The organism is Proteus appendicitidis (assembly GCF_030271835.1).
Classification (GTDB): domain Bacteria; phylum Pseudomonadota; class Gammaproteobacteria; order Enterobacterales; family Enterobacteriaceae; genus Proteus; species Proteus appendicitidis.
Genome location: NZ_CP127389.1, coordinates 3,635,952 through 3,654,234, shown reverse-complemented (window position 1 = coordinate 3,654,234; position 18,283 = coordinate 3,635,952). Strand labels below are relative to the sequence as shown.

The 18,283-nt window shown below is 39.9% G+C and carries 17 protein-coding genes; 15 read left to right on the top strand and 2 right to left on the bottom strand.

What is annotated here, in order from left to right; genetic code table 11:
- The first annotated feature begins 471 nt into the window (after nucleotides 1-471).
- The 14 genes from QQS39_RS16720 (at nucleotide 472) to QQS39_RS16655 (ending at nucleotide 13,345) form a co-directional block, all read left to right on the top strand.
- Nucleotides 472-750 carry a BMC domain-containing protein gene (locus QQS39_RS16720; protein ID WP_004249182.1) on the top strand — a complete coding sequence of 93 codons (279 nt, stop codon included), beginning with the start codon at nucleotides 472-474 and terminating at the stop codon, nucleotides 748-750.
- A gap of 20 nt (nucleotides 751-770) precedes the next feature.
- Nucleotides 771-1,055 carry a BMC domain-containing protein gene (locus tag QQS39_RS16715; RefSeq protein WP_006536329.1) on the top strand — a complete coding sequence of 95 codons (285 nt, stop codon included), beginning with the start codon at nucleotides 771-773 and terminating at the stop codon, nucleotides 1,053-1,055.
- Nucleotides 1,056-1,069: 14 nt separating this feature from the next.
- Nucleotides 1,070-1,348, top strand: coding sequence for a BMC domain-containing protein (locus QQS39_RS16710; RefSeq protein ID WP_006536328.1), 279 nt, complete (start codon nucleotides 1,070-1,072; stop codon nucleotides 1,346-1,348).
- Nucleotides 1,349-1,421: 73 nt separating this feature from the next.
- Nucleotides 1,422-3,089, top strand: coding sequence for an acetaldehyde dehydrogenase (acetylating) (locus QQS39_RS16705; RefSeq protein ID WP_088494443.1), 1,668 nt, complete (start codon nucleotides 1,422-1,424; stop codon nucleotides 3,087-3,089).
- A 26-nt stretch (nucleotides 3,090-3,115) separates the two neighbouring features.
- Nucleotides 3,116-3,379 carry a EutN/CcmL family microcompartment protein gene (locus QQS39_RS16700; protein ID WP_285804995.1) on the top strand — a complete coding sequence of 88 codons (264 nt, stop codon included), beginning with the start codon at nucleotides 3,116-3,118 and terminating at the stop codon, nucleotides 3,377-3,379.
- Nucleotides 3,380-3,386: 7 nt separating this feature from the next.
- On the top strand, nucleotides 3,387-4,535 hold the full coding sequence (locus QQS39_RS16695; protein WP_285804994.1) for a 1-propanol dehydrogenase PduQ: 1,149 nt from the start codon (nucleotides 3,387-3,389) through the stop codon (nucleotides 4,533-4,535).
- A 56-nt stretch (nucleotides 4,536-4,591) separates the two neighbouring features.
- Nucleotides 4,592-8,020, top strand: coding sequence for a choline trimethylamine-lyase (gene cutC / locus QQS39_RS16690; RefSeq protein WP_285804993.1), 3,429 nt, complete (start codon nucleotides 4,592-4,594; stop codon nucleotides 8,018-8,020).
- Between the two features lie 100 nt (nucleotides 8,021-8,120).
- Entirely contained in the window at nucleotides 8,121-9,071 is a 951-nt protein-coding gene (gene cutD, locus QQS39_RS16685) for a choline TMA-lyase-activating enzyme (RefSeq protein ID WP_151436228.1), read from the top strand.
- Between the two features lie 13 nt (nucleotides 9,072-9,084).
- Nucleotides 9,085-9,600 carry a BMC domain-containing protein gene (locus QQS39_RS16680; protein WP_285804992.1) on the top strand — a complete coding sequence of 172 codons (516 nt, stop codon included), beginning with the start codon at nucleotides 9,085-9,087 and terminating at the stop codon, nucleotides 9,598-9,600.
- Entirely contained in the window at nucleotides 9,600-10,244 is a 645-nt protein-coding gene (locus QQS39_RS16675; protein WP_285804991.1) for a phosphate propanoyltransferase, read from the top strand. The genes QQS39_RS16680 and QQS39_RS16675 overlap by 1 nt, the downstream gene beginning before the upstream one ends.
- A gap of 17 nt (nucleotides 10,245-10,261) precedes the next feature.
- Nucleotides 10,262-10,954, top strand: coding sequence for a hypothetical protein (locus QQS39_RS16670; RefSeq protein WP_285804990.1), 693 nt, complete (start codon nucleotides 10,262-10,264; stop codon nucleotides 10,952-10,954).
- 35 nt (nucleotides 10,955-10,989) lie between these two features.
- A complete protein-coding gene (locus QQS39_RS16665) occupies nucleotides 10,990-11,406 on the top strand; it encodes a DMT family transporter (RefSeq protein WP_151436224.1) in 417 nt (138 codons plus the stop codon).
- A gap of 84 nt (nucleotides 11,407-11,490) precedes the next feature.
- Nucleotides 11,491-11,817: a DMT family transporter gene (locus QQS39_RS16660; protein WP_004245856.1), complete on the top strand. Its 327-nt coding sequence runs from the start codon at nucleotides 11,491-11,493 to the stop codon at nucleotides 11,815-11,817.
- A 169-nt stretch (nucleotides 11,818-11,986) separates the two neighbouring features.
- Nucleotides 11,987-13,345: a protein-tyrosine phosphatase family protein gene (locus QQS39_RS16655; RefSeq protein ID WP_285804989.1), complete on the top strand. Its 1,359-nt coding sequence runs from the start codon at nucleotides 11,987-11,989 to the stop codon at nucleotides 13,343-13,345.
- An 85-nt stretch (nucleotides 13,346-13,430) separates the two neighbouring features.
- On the opposite strand, the gene QQS39_RS16650 is transcribed toward QQS39_RS16655, so the two are convergent.
- Both QQS39_RS16650 and QQS39_RS16645 read right to left on the bottom strand, forming a co-directional pair.
- Nucleotides 13,431-16,508 (bottom strand): MexW/MexI family multidrug efflux RND transporter permease subunit, encoded by a 3,078-nt coding sequence (locus QQS39_RS16650; protein WP_285804988.1) that lies wholly within the window; start codon nucleotides 16,506-16,508, stop codon nucleotides 13,431-13,433.
- Nucleotides 16,509-16,520: 12 nt separating this feature from the next.
- A complete protein-coding gene (locus QQS39_RS16645; protein WP_285804987.1) occupies nucleotides 16,521-17,621 on the bottom strand; it encodes an efflux RND transporter periplasmic adaptor subunit in 1,101 nt (366 codons plus the stop codon).
- Nucleotides 17,622-17,830: 209 nt separating this feature from the next.
- Here QQS39_RS16645 and soxR point away from each other — a divergent pair, with 209 nt between their 5' ends.
- Nucleotides 17,831-18,280 carry a redox-sensitive transcriptional activator SoxR gene (gene soxR, locus QQS39_RS16640; protein WP_075673527.1) on the top strand — a complete coding sequence of 150 codons (450 nt, stop codon included), beginning with the start codon at nucleotides 17,831-17,833 and terminating at the stop codon, nucleotides 18,278-18,280.
- Nucleotides 18,281-18,283 lie beyond the last annotated feature (3 nt).

The following is an 18,283-nucleotide window of genomic DNA, read 5'->3' as shown; positions in this document are numbered from 1 at the left end:
CAGATTTTTATACACAGTAGTGAAGGTTTAAATTTGATAAAGACGTTATCAATAAAAAAATAGCACGATTTGTATATAGACTCGATTTAGCCTTTTTCAATTATTGATCTCACATTGAAATATCAGTGATATTCCGCACATCTTTCTCGTCGATATGTACTGCCTTTTTTCACCTTTTCAACATCCTTCTAACAAAGTTAATTTGTCTATTTTTTCATCTGTTTTTTATGAAAATAAATAAATTTATAACGATGAAAAAAACAAATTAACAGCATAGACACATAAATAGAGAAATAAAAAACACTAAATATCAGAACTAAATTCTATATATGCTCATATCATGGATTTATATTTTGTTTTGTTTTTTGCGCGCTATAGTGATTTTGAAACCAACGTCTGCGTTTAAAAAATCACCACGCAGACACAATGGGCAAACGTAAACCGTTAAACGGCTTCTCGGAGGAAATGAAAATGGGTGATGCATTAGGTCTGATCGAAACCAAGGGTCTGGTGGCATGTATTGAAGCCGCTGACGCTATGTGTAAAGCCGCGAACGTTGAACTTATTGGCTATGAAAATGTGGGTTCAGGTCTCGTGACTGCGATGGTGAAAGGCGACGTAGGCGCAGTGAAAGCTGCAGTGGATTCAGGTGTGGAGTCAGCACAACGCGTGGGTGAAGTTGTTACATCGCTCGTGATTGCTCGTCCTCACAATGACATCAACAAGATTGTTATCAAACACAAGGCATAGTTTTTGTCTTAGGAGAACGTATGGGTGATGCATTAGGACTTATTGAAACTCAAGGGCTGGTTGCTTGTATTGAAGCAGCAGACGCGATGTGTAAAGCGGCCAATGTTGAGTTAATCGGCTACGAAAATGTGGGTTCAGGTTTAGTCACAGCAATGGTGAAAGGCGATGTTGGTGCCGTTAAAGCCGCTGTCGAATCTGGCTTAGAAGCGGCTCAACGTGTTGGTACTGTTGTGACTTCATTAGTCATCGCTCGTCCACATAACGATATTCAAAAAATCGTTGCCCAGTACAAAGTGACTGAATAACGAAGGAAATAAATATGAAAGAAGCACTAGGTCTAGTTGAAACCAAAGGTCTTGTCGCTTGCATTGAAGCTGCAGATGCAATGTGTAAAGCAGCCAATGTTGAACTGATTGGTTATGAAAACGTCGGTTCAGGTTTAGTGACAGCCATGGTGAAAGGCGATGTCGGTGCAGTCAATGCAGCGGTTGAGTCAGGTGTTGAAGCGGCAAAACGTATCGGCACCGTGGTGACTTCTCGTGTTATTGCAAGACCGCATAACGATATCGAGAAAATCGCACAACAGCACAAAGCCTGATTATTCAGGCGTGCTGTAAAGCAAAGAAATAAGTTATTCAGCTAAATTTTTTAACTCCTGTATGGGGGAAGACATGGTTGCATTAGATAAAGATTTGCAATCCAGACAACTGGCTCGTGAGCTAGTTCGTAACGCGAAAAATGCACAACTTGTTTATGCTAAATTTTCGCAGGAAAAAATCGACAGTATTGTAAAACACATTGCATTTGAAGCCGCTCGTCACGCAGAAGAGCTGGCAAAAATGGCAAACGAAGAGACAGGCTTTGGTAAGTGGGAAGATAAAGTTCTGAAAAATACCTTCGCGTCATTGCGTGTGTATGAACATATGAAAGACATGAAGACCGTTGGCATTATCAATGACGATAAAGTAAAAAAAGTCATGGATGTTGGCGTGCCTTTAGGAGTTATCACTGCGTTAGTTCCTTCAACTAACCCAACATCAACCATTATCTATAAAACCCTAATTGCACTGAAAGCAGGTAATGCGATTATTTTCTCTCCGCATCCAAATGCAAAACAGTGTAGTTTCCGTGCGTTAGAAATTGTTAAAAAAGCGGCACTAGAAGCTGGTGCGCCAGCCGGTATTGTTGATGGTGTGACATTACTGACACTGGAAGCGACAAAAGAATTAATGCACAGCAAAGATGTGTCATTGATTTTAGCAACTGGCGGCGAAGGTATGGTGCGTGCAGCTTATGCATCAGGTACACCAACCATCAGTGGTGGTCCAGGTAATGGCCCTGCTTTTATCGAACGCAGTGCCGATATCAAAAAAGCCGTGAGCGATATCATCACCAGTAAAACATTCGATAACGGCGTTATCTGCGCATCAGAGCAATCCATTATTGTTGAACGTTGCATTTATAACGAAGTTCACCGCGAGCTATTAGCGCAAGGTGCTTACTTTATGAATGACGAAGAAGCAACAAAAGTGGCTTCAATGTTACTGCGTGCTAACGGCACAATTAACCCAGCAGTTGTAGGTAAAGATGCGATTTATTTAAGTCAGCGTGCTGGTTTTAGCGTACCCGCAAATACGCGTGTATTAATCGCATTACAAGACACTGTTTCACCAAAAAATCCGTATTCACGCGAAAAATTATGCCCAATCTTAGGGATGTATATTGAAGAAGATTGGAAATCAGCATGCGATCGCGTGGTGCAGTTACTGACTAATGAAGGTTTAGGTCATACCTTAGTTATTCATACCAAAAATGAAGATGTTATTCGTCAGTTCTCTTTAGAAAAACCTGTTAACCGTATCCTAATTAATACCCCTGCGGCATTAGGTGGTATCGGTGCAACAACCAATATTACGCCTGCACTGACTTTAGGTTGCGGTGCTGTTGGTGGCGGTTCTAGCTCTGACAACGTTGGTCCAATGAATCTACTGAATATTCGTAAAGTAGGTTATGGCGTGCGTACTGTTGAAGAGTTGAAACAACCTTGCCCTTTAGCACAAGAAGCTGCTCAACCTGCTGTTTCTGCTTGTGCTGTTTCTAGCGCAAATCACCAGACCAGCATTCTTGATGATGATCGTTTTCGTTCACCTTCTTTAACGCCTGTTCATGCTGAATGTGCCACTGCACAACGTCAAACTCAAGGTGATGATCGCTTTGGTGCATCTCCTTATGCAACGACAGTCAGTGCTTGTGCGCAACAAGTGATTGAACAAGGTGATATTACCGAAGAAAACGTGGAACGCATTATCAAGGAAGTTCTCGGACGTCTGAGTAAATAACTCATTGATATAAGGCGATATAAACCATGATCCTCGCAAAGGTAATCGGACACGTAGTAGCGACACAAAAAAGCCCAGAACTTAAAGGTAGCAATTTATTAATGATAGCCACCTTAGATGATGAGCTTAAGCCACTGAAAAATAAAACGTATGTTGCAGTGGATAGTGTAGGTGCAGGTATCAACGATGTTGTGTTGGCTGAAGAGTACTTTGCACTGAACAAAGATCGTTACAAGGTGATGTCAGTGGTTGCCATTGTGGAGAAGGTTTATCGGGACAGTAAGGAGTAATAACGACATGAGTGAGTTTCTGATAAAACCCAAAATTCAGTTTGGCGCCAATGCACTGGATTTTCTCTCTGGGTTAACTGCCCGCCGCGCATTTGTGGTGACAGATAAAGCAATGGTGAAGTTTGGCTTTGCAAATAAAGTCACTGACAAGTTAATGCAACGAGGTATCGAGTTCCACGTTTACGATGATGTTGCTTCAGATCCAGATATTTCAGCCATCGTGAGTGGTATGAAGATCATGGATGCTCATTATCCAGACTTGGTTATTGCACTCGGTGGTGGATCAGTGATTGATGCCGCGAAAGCCGTTATGTACTCCCTCTGGCATACCCGTAAAGAGAGCAACAGAACCAAACCACAGTTTATTGCGATCCCAACCACGAGTGGTACGGGTTCTGAAGTAACCTCTTTTTCAGTGATCAAATCACGCAGTGAAAAACTGGTCTTGGTTGATGAGTTTATGTTGCCTGATGTCGCCATTCTCGATCCTGAGTTGGTGAAATCTGTGCCACCTGCCATTACGGCAGATACCGGTATGGATGTCCTTTGCCATGCGCTAGAAGCGTATGTTTCTAAAGCGGCATCTGATTTTTCTGATGCGATGGCAGAGAAAGCTGTCAAGTTAGTTTTTGGTCATCTTATTGATTGCCACCATCAAGGCGACAACTTGATGGCTCGTGAAAAAATGCATAACGCATCTTGTATTGCCGGCATGGCATTTACTAACGCCTCTTTGGGTATTACTCACAGTCTTGCCCACGCATTAGGCGGTGTATTCCACGTTCCTCACGGTCGTGCAAATGCGTTATTGATGACACATGTCGTCGCCTTTAACGCCAATCTTCATGGTGATTGTAATAGTGAAGCAGCAAAACGTTACGCCTATCTTGCTCAAAGCTTAGGGCTTCCGGCTAACACCGTAAGAGAAGGGGTAACCAGTTTAATCGTCGCCATTAATGTATTGAAAGATGAAATGGGTATGCCGAAGAGTATTCGCGATACCGGTGTCAGTGAAGCGGACTTTTATGCCCGTTTAACGGAAATGGTCGGACAGGCTTTACGAGATAGCTGTACGCCGACAAATCCGCGTGACGTGAACACACACCAATTAGAAACATTGTATCGTCAGGCATTTGCCGGTGTATCACACAGTTAATGCTCAACCGAATGAATACCGATTAGGTCAAGTAAAGAACATCAGGAGAGCCTCACATGGCCAAATATTCTTTGACGCCACGCGTAAAAATGCTGGCAGAACGTTTAGTTTCACGTAATAGCTCAATCAGTACCGAGCGTGCAACCATTTTTGATTCATTAGACAACAGCATTGCAGGTGTTCCACAAGCGATTAAACCTGCACAACGTTTTTATGAGTTTATCCGCCATTTTCCAAGCTATATCGCACAAGATGAATTGATTATCGGTAGCCAATCATCAACACCACGCGGTGCGATTTTTCACACTGAAGATGAAGTACGTAGCGATTCTATCTACCGTTTCTTAAGTATTAACAATAGCGTTGCATCACCTGATTATATGCTGGTGGTAAACCAAGGTTTCTTAGCAATCAAAGCACAGCTTGAAGACAGAATTAGAAGCATTGGTAGTGCAGTAAACCGCAGCAGTATGGATGAAGCCAATTTCTGTAAATCTGCTATTTATGCATGTGATGCAGCACTGTATTTTGCACAAATTCTGTCTGCAAAAGCAGAGAATTTAGCAGCAATGGAAGGTAACCCATACCGTAAAGCAGAGCTATTAGACAGCGCGGCAGTATTACGTAAAGTGCCAGCAAAACCCGCAGAAACTTTTAAAGAAGCGGTTCAAGTATTCTATTTATTGCAATTAGTCTTACATCTGGAAAATGGTAGCTACGCCATTAACCCAATGGGATTTGATAAAGCACTTTATCCATTCTATCAACGTGATATCGACCAAGGTCGTTTAACACAAGCACAAGCCTATGAAATTGTTGAAAGCGTATGGTTGAAATTGGCTGAGCTTTCAGAAGTACGCGCAACCAAAGAAGTTGATGGTTATCCAATGTTTGATGCAATGACACAGGGTGTGGATATTAACGATCCACGCGTCAGCATTAACGAATTGTCAGAGATGCTATTATCCGCGCGCGCTAATCTGTCAACCTTACACAGTTCACTGCAAGTGCGTTTATACAATGGTCGTGCGAATTCACAACCTCAATACGCTGCACCTTCTGCAAATTTTGTAGCACCAAGCACTGATGCGAGCGAATTTAAAGTGATGGAAGGTTTAACGCCTCGCTTACAACGCTTACGTAATCGCTATTTAGAAGCACGTCCAAGTGTCTCTATTTATAGAGCATTAGCATTTACTGAAATTGTTCGTAATAACCCAGGTTTACCACCAATTTTACTGCGCGCTAAAGCTTTCCGTCGCGCATGTGAAACCGCACCTATCTTAATTCAAGATGAAGAGCTGATTGTTGGACATCCTTGTGGAAAAGCGCGTGCTGGTGCTTTCTCTCCTGATATCGCATGGCGCTGGGTTCGTGATGAACTCGATACCATGAGCACTCGCCCACAAGATCCATTCCAAATTTCAGAAGAAGACAAAAAAGTCATTCGTGAAGAGATTGTTCCATTCTGGGAAGGTCGTTCTTTAGATGAGATCTGTGAAGCACAATATCGCGAAGCGGGTGTGTGGGAATTTAGTGGTGAAACCTTTGTCAGTGATCTTTCTTATCACCAAATCAATGGTGGTGGCGATACTTGCCCAGGTTATGACGTCCTGCTTTTCACTAAGGGTATGAACGGCATTAAAGCCGATGCACAAGCCAAACTGGCTGAGTTAAGCATGGAAAACCCTGCTGATATCGACCGTATCTACTTCTACAAAGCATCTATTGAAAGCTGTGAAGGTGTGATTGCTTACGCACATCGCATTGCAGAACATGCGCGTGAATTAGCATCAAAAGAGAGCAATCCACAACGTCGCGAAGAGTTACTGACGATTGCTCAAGTCAACGAAAATGTACCTGCTAACCCACCAAAAACACTACAAGAAGCATTGCAAAGTATTTGGACTGTAGAGTCACTGTTTGAAGTAGAAGAAAACCAAACAGGTCTTTCTTTAGGTCGTTTAGACCAATATTGCTTCCCAATGTATGAAAACGACATCAAATCAGGTCGTTTAACGCGTGAACAAGCATTGGAAATGATGCAAGCCTTTATCATCAAATGTGCTGAGTTAATGTGGATGTCGAGTGAACTGGGTGCGAAATATTTCGCCGGTTATCAGCCATTTATCAACTTAACCATTGGTGGACAAAAACGCTCTGGTGGCGATGCGTGTAACGACTTAACTTACCTGATTATGGATGCGGTACGCTTTGTGAAAGTGTATCAACCATCATTAGCATGTCGTATTCATAACCAATCTCCACAGCAATATATGGAAAAAATCGTTGATGTAGTAAAAGCCGGTATGGGCTTCCCTGCGTGTCACTTCGATGATTCTCATATCAAGATGATGCTACGTAAAGGCTTCGACTTTGAAGATGCGCGTGACTACTGCTTGATGGGTTGTGTAGAGCCACAAAAATCAGGTCGTATTTATCAGTGGACATCAACAGGTTATACCCAATGGCCTATCGCAATTGAGTTTGTATTAAATCGTGGTCGTATGGTGCTATTTGATAGCTATCAAGGTTTAGATACAGGCGATTTACGCGACCTGCGTACTTATGAAGATTTCGACCGTGCTGTAAAAGAGCAAGTGGCACATATCGTTCGTTTATCGGCAATTGGTACTGTGATCAGCCAACGTGTTCACCGCGATGTTGCACCAAAACCATTAATGTCTCTGCTGGTTGAAGGCTGTATGGAACAAGGCAAAGACGTTACTGCGGGTGGTGCGATGGTTAACCATGGTCCAGGGTTGATTTTCTCTGGCTTAGCAACTTACGTTGACTCCATGGCAGCTATTCGCAAACTTGTTTATGAAGATAAAAAATACACCTTAGAGCAAATTCGTGATGCGTTATTAGCTAACTTTGAAGGTCATGACGAGCTTTTACGTGACTGCTTAAATGCACCGAAATTTGGTAATGATGACGATGTTGTTGACCAATATGCGCTGGATATTACGGAATGGACTGAGCGTGAATGTCGTAAATACAAAATGCTCTATTCCACTCTGAGCCACGGCACATTGTCTATCTCTAACAATACACCAATTGGCGAATTAACGGCTGCCACACCAAATGGTCGCTTTGCATGGAAACCATTGTCAGATGGTATCAGCCCAACACAAGGCGCAGATAAACATGGTCCAACAGCAATCATCAAATCAATCAGTAAGATGAATGTTGAAACCATGAATATCGGTATGGTTCATAACTTCAAATTCCTGAAAGGTTTGTTAGATACCAATGAAGGACGCCAAGGTTTAATTACCTTATTAAGAACGGCTTCAATTCTGGGTAACGGCCAGATGCAATTTAGCTATGTTGATAATGAAGTACTGAAAAAAGCGCAATTAGAGCCTGAGAAATACCGCGATTTGATTGTTCGTGTTGCAGGTTACAGTGCTTACTTCGTTGAATTATGTAAAGAAGTTCAGGATGAAATTATCAGTCGTACTGTGATTGAGAAATTCTAATCATAGCCATAGGGATGGCACAGGCTATCCCTTTTAATCGACAAGACATGATTTAAATTTATCAAACAGGGATGTTTGATGCAGATTTGGAGGCGTAAAGATGGAGACGGCGGCAGAAACAAGAGGTCGGATATTTAATATCCAGAAATACTCTATTTATGACGGTGATGGTATTCGTACTCTCGTTTTTTTAAAAGGCTGTAATATCCGCTGCCCTTGGTGTTCAAATCCAGAAGGTCTTAGCAGTGAATTTCAGGTGATGTACTCTCACGACAAATGTGTTGATTGCGGTAAATGCGTTGATGTTTGTCCGGCGGGTGTGCATTACATGACAACCAATGAGAATGGTAAACAAGTTCATCGTGTTGATCGCGCTGTTGATTGTATTGGTTGTCGCAAATGTGAAGAAGTCTGTATCTCTGATGCGCTTGATATTATGGGCAAAGATGTTTCTGTCTCCGAGTTAATGAAAATCATCATGCAAGATTATGACTTTTACATCTCTTCAGGTGGTGGTGTCACCATCGGTGGCGGCGAAATGAGTTTACAAACTGATTTTGCGGTGGCGCTTTTACGAGAATGTAAAAAGATGATGATCAATACCGCGGTAGAGACACAAGCAACCACCAATGTGGCGAACTATGAGAAATTAGCAGAAGTCGTTGATCAATTTCTGATTGATATCAAACACATTGATACTACTCAGCATAAAGCGTTGTTTGGTGTAGGTAATGAGAATGTCCGTCGTAATCTAGAACGTTTAATGGATCTCGGTGCAAATGTGGTTGTTCGTATGCCTTTAGTGCGAGGTTATAACGACTCTTATGATGCGATCACTGGCGCGATTAACTACGCAATGGAACTTTCAAAACGCGGTAATATTCAGCGCATTGATATTCTTCCTTATCACCAATTTGGTCGTAATAAATACGAAAAATTGGAAATGATTTACCCCATTAAAAATGACCCAAGTTATACGCCAGAAGAGTTAGACAGTTTAGAAGCCTTCTTTAAGAAATTTGATTTCGATATCCGTCTTGTCCGTCACTAAGTAGGAGAGAAAGATGAACAGTTTAGGTGTGATTGAAACACGAGGGCTAACCGCAGCCATTCAAGCGGCAGATGCCGCCTGTAAAGCGGCAAATGTAGAAATTATCGGATACCGAAAAGTAGGATCTGGCTTGGTATCAATCTGTTTTCAGGGCGAGATCAGTGCAGTAAGAACAGCGGTTGATCATGGTGTTGATGTCGTGAGCCAAAAAGAGTTGGTGATTGGTTCATTGGTTATCGCAAGACCAGAGCCAAGTGTGATTACTAAATTACTGACAATAAAAAGTAAGAAAAAAGCGCCTGCTGTTGCTGAAAAAGTGCAAGAGACTGCTATTGAAAAAGTCGTTGAAACGGTCGTTGAAACAATAGTTGAAGCCCCTGTTAAAAACGACGTTGAAAACGCTGAAGCCACAAAAGCAGTTGCAGATTTACAAGCTCCAAATATTGCCTCTGAAACTAAGGCCGCAACAGATAAAGCACAAAGCAGTAAAAAAGAGATCAAACCAGAAAGCCGCAAAGGTAAAAAATAATGATTAATCAACAACTCATGGGAAAAATTCTCTCTCGTTTACCCGCACACGGCGTGATGTTGAGTGAGACGCAAGGAATGGCTATCCCTGTTGGTATTTCTAATCGTCATGTGCATCTTTCACAGCAAGATGTAGAAGCATTATTCGGCAAAGGTTATCAACTTACTCCGTTTAAAGATCTTAAACAACCGGGTCAGTTTGCTGCAAAAGAGTGTGTAATTGTTGTGGGATCTAAAGGCTCGATCAGTAAAGTTCGTGTTTTAGGACCTGTTCGTCCACAAAGCCAATTAGAAATTTCAAAAGCGGACTGTTTTGCATTAGGTGTAAAAGCGCCAGTACGTGAGTCGGGTGATTTAGTTGGTTCTGGCAATGCTGTTTTAATGGGACCTGCGGGTCATGTTGAATTAAAAGAGCAAGTGATTTGCGCTCAACGTCATATTCATATGAGTGAAATTGACGCCAGAATGTTAAACGTCACCAATGGACAAAAAGTACATGTTAAAACAGAAGGTGAACGTAGCCTGATTTTTGATGAAGTCGTTGTTCGTGTCAGTGAAAAATTTTCTTTGGAATTTCATATTGATACCGATGAAGCGAATGCGGCAGGGCTTCGTAACAACGATAGCGTATTTATTGTCAGCTAAGGCAATGAGGTGACGTAATGGACTTTCAGTTAATAGAAAGGATTGTTGCTGAAATAGAAAAAAGAATGAAAAAATCGGTGTTGTTAGCACTTACCCCAGCACCGGGATACCAAGATGAAATCTGTCAACGTATCAACACGTTTTCTCATATTCGATTTTCGCTTTTTGTTACAACACAGGCACAAGTCAGTCATGATTTATCGAAATGGCGTCATCTAGGAGAAATGTATAACGCGAGTGAGTTCGATTGCCAGCAGTTATCGACTTATCACGCGCTGTTTGTTCCTTATTTTGATAAAAAGCTGGTGGGTGAAATTATTAACGGGCTATTTATCAGTGAAGAAGGGAAGTTAATTCATTCTGCACTCGCTCAAAATATTCCTGTTATCGCATTACCTTATTTCTGCCAACCAGAAAGTGAGTTAAATGAAATTTTAGGTTTAAATAAAAATAAAGAGTACAACCTGCTTATTCAGGAAAATATTAGTCGATTAAAATCAATGGGTATTATGTTTCATCCTATAAATAATGTTGAAGCTAATTTAATAAACCATGATATGAGTCATCAAGCTAAACCTGAAATTAAACAAGAGAATAATAATCGCTATATTACTTTAAACGAAGTAATGAATAAGCCTGGAGAATATCATTTATCGCAAGATAAATTGACGGATTCTGCTATTGAATATTTAAAAAGTTTGAAAAATTAATCTTAAATTATATCTGATAACTCAGGAGTCTTATTATGTCACCAAAAGCTAAATCATGGCTTTGGATGCTGGCGGTTATTATTTCAGAAACCTCAGCAACCTCTACCTTAAAAATGTTTGATAATAGTGAAGGTACAACTAAAACATTATTATTAGGTTTAATTGTTGTTCTTTATGTTATTTGTTATTACTCACTATCACGCGCAGTAAAAAATATTCCCGTTGGTTTAGCGTATGCGACGTGGTCTGGTACAGGTATTTTAGTGGTCTCTTCTTTAGGGATGTTGTTTTATGGTCAACATCCTGATACTGCGGCAATGATAGGAATGGCTGTTATTGCCAGTGGTATTGTGATTATGAATCTCTTCTCCAAAATGGGATCAGAAGAAGAGGAAGAAGAGACAACTGAAACTTCTAATATTAAACAGGCAGCATCGCCAGTTAATAAATAAATCTATTTCTTAATAAATTTAATTTTTAATAAAACTTATCTTTGATAAATAAGTATTTTATTAAAATAAATAAGGATAACAATTATGTTTACCGGATTCTTATGGCTGGCGCTGTCTATCGGTTCTGAAATCACTGGCACGTCGATGATCAAAAAGACCAATGGCTTTAGCAAATTAGCCCCTTCTGTTTTAGTGATTGCTGCTTACTGTATTTGTTATTTCGCTTTAACGCGTGCAATGGGATATATTCCTGTTGGTGTAGCATATTCACTGTGGTGTGGGTTTGGTATTGTGGGGGTAACATTAGTTGCCATGATTTTATATAAACAAAAACCAGATTTACCGGCTATATTTTCTATGGCTTTAATTATCTCAGGCGGGATAATTATGAATACATTTTCAACAATGTAAAAAGAATTTTTAAATTAGATATTCTATTTTACCTTTTGAATTCAAATACCGATATGTTATTAAATAGTATCGGTATTTTTATTTTTTATAAATTTTATAAAGGTGTTTTTTTTATATATCAACTCGTTCTCTAATAAGATAATATAGTTTTATATTTAAGGGAATAGATATGTTATTATCACCAGTTAATTTTAGATATGTACCTATTACAAATTCATTAGGATCAAGTAGAGAGGTAAAAAATAGTACTTGGAACAATATAATAAGTATTGGAAATAGTCATAAAGAAATTAAGCCAATACTGCCTCCTAAACCACCCGTAGGTTCATCAATATATAAATCATCGAAACGTATTGATAATCCTCTACCATTACCGCCTAAACCGCCAGCAAATTCACCAATATATAAATTATCAAATACGACTTATAGTCCTCCTACTGACTTGCCATCTAAAATACGAATAGTAAATAATGAGCCTCATTTATTACAACCTCAGAGAATAAACACAGAACATAATAGCTTACGTTCTAGACGACAAATTAATTATGCAGATATACCAAAATTCAACCTCTCTCACTCTAATAAAGAAGTAACGTTGAATGATACTAAAGATAATTTTTTAGTTGCAGTTTATAAATGTACTGATACAACAAGTTATAATGAAAGAGCTGAAAAGTTATTTAATAATTTAAACGGTTTAAACTATAGTTCAACTGATTATCAATCGGTTGAAAATTCAAGATATAGTAAACAATTAAAGTATCGTACAGATACTTTAATAAAATCTGGCAATATATCATTACCGGCGAATGATGTTAGTTCTTATAATTCCCCTAATATGACTATTGCATCCCAATACCCTTTGAATACTAAAGAGAATCTAAATCATTATTTCAATATGTTATTTAATAACAATATAGATACAGTTTATATTTTAGCATCGAATGATGATATCAAAAAAGATCTCTCAAAACTGGGTAGTGAATATAATAAAAGTGATTTTGAAAAAGAAGGTTTTAAATATTTTAGAGAGAATTTAGATTTAGACGATATAAAGTCTAGTCATATTGAAAAGTGGGCTTTAAGTAAAAATAAAACCAATGGAGCATGTTTAGATTGTAAAACATACACTAAGTTAGTGACTAAAGAAAACAGTGATGAAAAGAAAAAAATAAATTTTGTGCATATTTATGATTGGACTGACCATACAGGAATAGATGCGACTAAGTTAAAAAATACCATCGATATTATTGGTGGCAATTTAAAAATAAATCCAACAAAAGAAAATATCGCTGTCCATTGCCTTGCTGGATTAGGAAGAACAGGGGAATTTATTGCTCTAATGGAAATGATGAAAGCAGAACAATCAGGAAATAAAGAAAGAAAAAGTTTAGAAAGCATTATTTCTGATTTAAGAGAAAAACGCAGTGTCCGAGCGCTTTATCAGCCTGAGCAAATAGCTGAACTTTTGAAATATGCAATAAATAATGATATTCCGCTACTTAATGATGATATTAAAATAAAATAATATTTGTTTAAATGGCTATAAAAGATCCCCATTGCATTCACAATGGGGATTATTTTTACGACATTACTATTTATTATTATCTGACTTATAACTCACTCACTTGCTGTAACTGTTTTTGACGCTCCGTTTGGGCGCTGATTTGATGGTTTCGTGCTAAGAAACTGTACATGGTTGGTAAGACAAACAGAGTAAACAGCGTGCCGACTAACATACCTGATACAATAATCAGCCCTAATCCATAGCGGCTATTCGCTCCCGCACCACTGGCAAATAACAGTGGAATAAGCCCAATCACCATTGCTGCGGTGGTCATTAATACAGGACGTAAGCGGATTTTTGCGGCTTCAATAATCGCGTCACGACGGTTTAGATTTTTATGAATTTGCAGTTCATTAGCAAATTCCACCATTAAAATACCGTGCTTACTAATTAGCCCTATTAATGTGACTAAACCAATTTGCGTGTAGATATTGAGTGTCACCATGCCTAACGCTAATGGCACAAGAGCGCCACAAATAGAGAGTGGTACAGTAATCAAAATAATCAATGGATCAACTAAGCTTTCATATTGTGCTGCTAACACTAAATAGATAATGATCAGTGCGGCAATAAATGCAAAAACTAACGTATTTCCTTCTTGAGTAAATTGGCGAGAATCAGATTGCCAATCATGACTAAAGCCGGCTGGTAATGAATCTGCCACGTTTTCAAGAAATGCGACCGCTTGCCCCATGGTGACACCCGGTGCGGGGATCGCTTGGAATATTGCCGCATTTTGTTGATTAAACTGCGTTAATTTATTGGGTTCAACTTGAGTGGTAATATTCACCACAGTAGATAATGGAATTAACACGTTATCTTGAGTACGAATATAGTGCCCTGCCAGCGCAGCCGGTGTTAAACGTTGGTGTTTCACACTTTGTGGAATAACATCATAAGAGCGGCCATCCATACCAAAACGGTTAATATAGTGCTCGCCCACTAACAGAGAAAGTGATTCACCAATATCTTGCATACGAATACCTAGGCTATTGGCTTTCGCTCTGTCTATGGCAACTTGAACGACAGGGTTGTTGTAATCTAAATCGCTATCCACCACGACAAACAGACCGCTTTCTCGTGCTTGTTGTTTGATTTGCTCCATTGTTTCAAATAAAACGGGATAACCTAACGGGCTACGTAATACCATTTGTACTGGTAATCCTCCCACGGAGCCGGGTAACGAGGCCAATTGGAAAGCAAAAATGCTGGTTCCTTCAACATTATTGACGCGGTTTTGCAAATCAGCTTGGATTTGATCTGCATTGCGATCACGTAAATCCCAACCATCAAAGTTGATCCCACCAAAGCTGGCTGAAGGACCATCAGTACCGTTAATTATCCATGTGCTGTCTGTTTCAGGCAGGCTCATATAAATTTCATCAAGCTTCTGATTAAAACGTTCCGCATAGGTTAAATTTGCATGTTGTGGTGCTTTGACAGCGGTTAAAACACTCGCCTGATCTTCTGAAGGTGCCAACTCTTGTTTTGTCTGGCTATATAAAAACGGCAAACTGACAAACACGGCTAAAGCGAAAACTAGGGTTAACCAGCGATTAGCTAAAGAAAAATGGAGGACGTAACCATAGTAATGAGCCAACTTATCAAAGAAATACTCGGCCATTTTAGCCATTCTGCCTTCATTTTCTTTGGGTTTTAACATTAATGAACTCATCACTGGTGATAAGGTTAATGCCACAATACCGGATACAATCACACTGCCTGCCAATGTTATGGCAAATTCTTTAAATAATGCGCCTGTTAATCCAGCCATTAAACCAATCGGTGCATAAACAGCCGCTAAAGTGATGGTCATTGCAATAACAGGGCCTGCCACTTCTCTTGCACCTACTAAAGCGGCTTGGACAGGCGATAATCCTTCTTCAATATGGCGATGCACGTTTTCAACAACCACTATCGCATCATCCACAACTAACCCAATAGCTAAAACCATAGCCAGCAAAGTGAGCAAATTAATACTAAAACCAAAGGCAAGCATTAATCCTGCGGCACCTAACATTGATAAGGGAATGGCAAGTACAGGAATAAGAACAGAGCGAAACGATCCCAAACAGAGATAAATAACAGCGATAACAATTAAAATCGCTTCAATTAATGTTTGCACTACTTGGTTAATAGAGGCTTTGATAAAACGCGAAGTTTCAAATGCCAGTTCTACATCGACACTTGGCGGTAAGGTTTTTTGAATATCAACAAGATGCTCGCGAATACCATCAACAATTACCAACGGATTACCTGTCGGTGTCGGAAATAGACCTAAGAAGACGGCTTTTTTACCATTCATAATACCACTGGTTTCAGTGGCAGCAGCACCTAGCTCCACAGTACCAATATCACGTAAACGGACAAGATTATTGCCATCATTAATGATAACCATGTCTTTAAACTCTTCGACATTAGTGAGATCCGTATTGACATAAACGTTGGCAATCACAAACTCACCTTCGACTTTCCCAGGTGCGGCTTGATAGTTATTACGGCGTACAGCTTCTGCAACATCACTTGCCGTTAAATTACGACCGGCCAGTTTGTCTGCATCTAACCACAGACGCATTGCTAATTGTTGTCCACCAAAAACTTGTACTTTGGCAACGCCATTGATGGATGAGAACATCGGTTCAACAACACGAGAAAGGTAGTCGGTGAGTTCAGGGATAGAAAGCTGTTCACTTGAGAATCCGACATAAGCCACCGCAGTAGATTCGCCAGATGAAAGCTCGATAACAGGATCATAAGCTTGCTCAGGTAGCTTATAGCGCACTTGATTTACCTTCGCCATGACCTGTGTTAAGGCTTGAGTAGGGTCACGGTTTAATTCCATTCTGACGGTAACCAAGCTTTTTCCTTGTACAGAAGAAGACGAAATATAATCCACGCCCTCTACAGAGGAAACGGCTTGTGTGATTGGTTGTGTCACAAACCCTTGCATCAGTTCAGATGATGCACCTGGGTAGTCTGTTGCAATCGTTATGGTTGAATTTTGCAACATCGGATATTGGCGAATTGGCAGTTTACTGAATGCAAATGCCCCCAGTAAAAAGATGAGTGTGCTAACAACTAATGCCAAAACAGGGCGACGAACAAAAATATCGGTAAATTTCATTATTAGCCCCTGTTATGACTTAGTGCTGACTAATTGAGTCAGTGTATCTTGTTCAATAGGCTCAATAGTGATGCCATCACTGAGTTTTATTTGACCGGATGAGACCACATGATCACCAAGGGATAATCCTTCTTTGATCTCAATAAGGCCGTTGTAGCGCAATCCAACTTTCACAGAGACACGCTTAGCGATAAGGTTTTTTTGATTGTCAGATTGCGCTACAAACACGGTATCTCCATAGGCAGTATAAGTGACGGCCGTTTCCGGTACGGTTAATACCATCGGACTATCAGGAGAAGTAACTTGAACACGAGCAAACATGCCCGCTTTTAATTTATTGTCAGTATTCGGTAAAACAGCCTGTATTTGCACTGTTCGAGAAGGGCCAATAAGAGGATCAATCGCATTTATTGAACCCGTAAAAATAATATCTGGGTAGGCATCGACTTCGATATTAATTGGCTGTTTGGTTGAAATTTTTGGTGCAGCTTGTTCATCAAGTGAGAAATTAAGTTTTAAACGGCTCGCATCGACAAGTGAAGCGACACGTTCACCCGCATTAAGATATTGACCTTCATGAACTAGTTTTATCCCAACAATACCGTCAAAGGGCGCTTTAATTGCCTTTTGTGCAATCCGCGCTTTCACTTCACGAATGGAAGCCACAATCATATCGCGCTCTGATAAGGTGCTATCTAATTGCGCTGTTGCCACCATATTTTTACTATAAAGTTGTCTGGTTCGAGAATAGAGTTTTTCTGCGTTGGTTAATTGCGCTTGTAAACGTAATAACTCGGCTTGTTCAGGTTCATCATTTAATTTCGCTAAAACTTGACCCGCTTTAACAGTTTGCCCCGACTCAAAATTAATCACAGCAATTCGACCATTGGTTTCAGCGGCTAAATAAACTTGGCGCGCAGCTTCTAATTCTCCAACCCCTTGCATATTGTTGGGTAATTTTGATGATTGTACGGTTGCTAATGCCACTTTCGTTGGAGGGTAAGCAAATTGCTGCGTTTCCTCATCATTTGATGAAGTTGTCGCGTAGACCATCGCACCTGCACTGAGCAAAAAGAGCGAGGCACAGACGGTAAAAGTGAGTTTTTTATTCATATTATTGCCTATCCCATGATGAGCGTTTTTCTATTTTTATTGATTGAATTATTGCCACAGTGCTTTGAAATAACGGCTATTTACCGTTGCCATAAATCATTTTTCAGCGATCTTAAACACAGAAGTCAGTATCCCTCTGACTTGACTTAATTTGAGGAGAGGACTATAAAACCTCAAGTTAAGTTGAGGTCAAGAGGAAAAAATAAAAAATGAAAAAAGAAAAAATAGATTTCAATAGGGCGCTTACTGTCGGTGAGGTAGCAAAACGAAGTGGTGTTGCAATTTCAACGTTACATTTTTATGAAGAAAAAGGGTTGATAGAAAGCTATCGAAGTGCAGGTAATCAGCGTCGTTACCCTCCGGTTGTATTGCGCTATGTGGCAATTATTAAAGCTGCGCAGAGTACCGGTATCCCACTAAAAGAAATTCAGGAAATACTAGGAAAATATCCACCAAATAGTAAATTAACCGCAGAACAATGGCACGAAATATCAACGGATTGGAAAGTTCGGTTAGATGAAAGAATTCGTCGCCTTAAGCGACTACGTAACGGGCTTGACCACTGTATTGGCTGTGGTTGTTTATCATTAAGTGATTGCCCATTACGTAATCCAGACGATATTTTAGGTGAGAAAGGTGCTGGAGCACAGATCTTATAATGA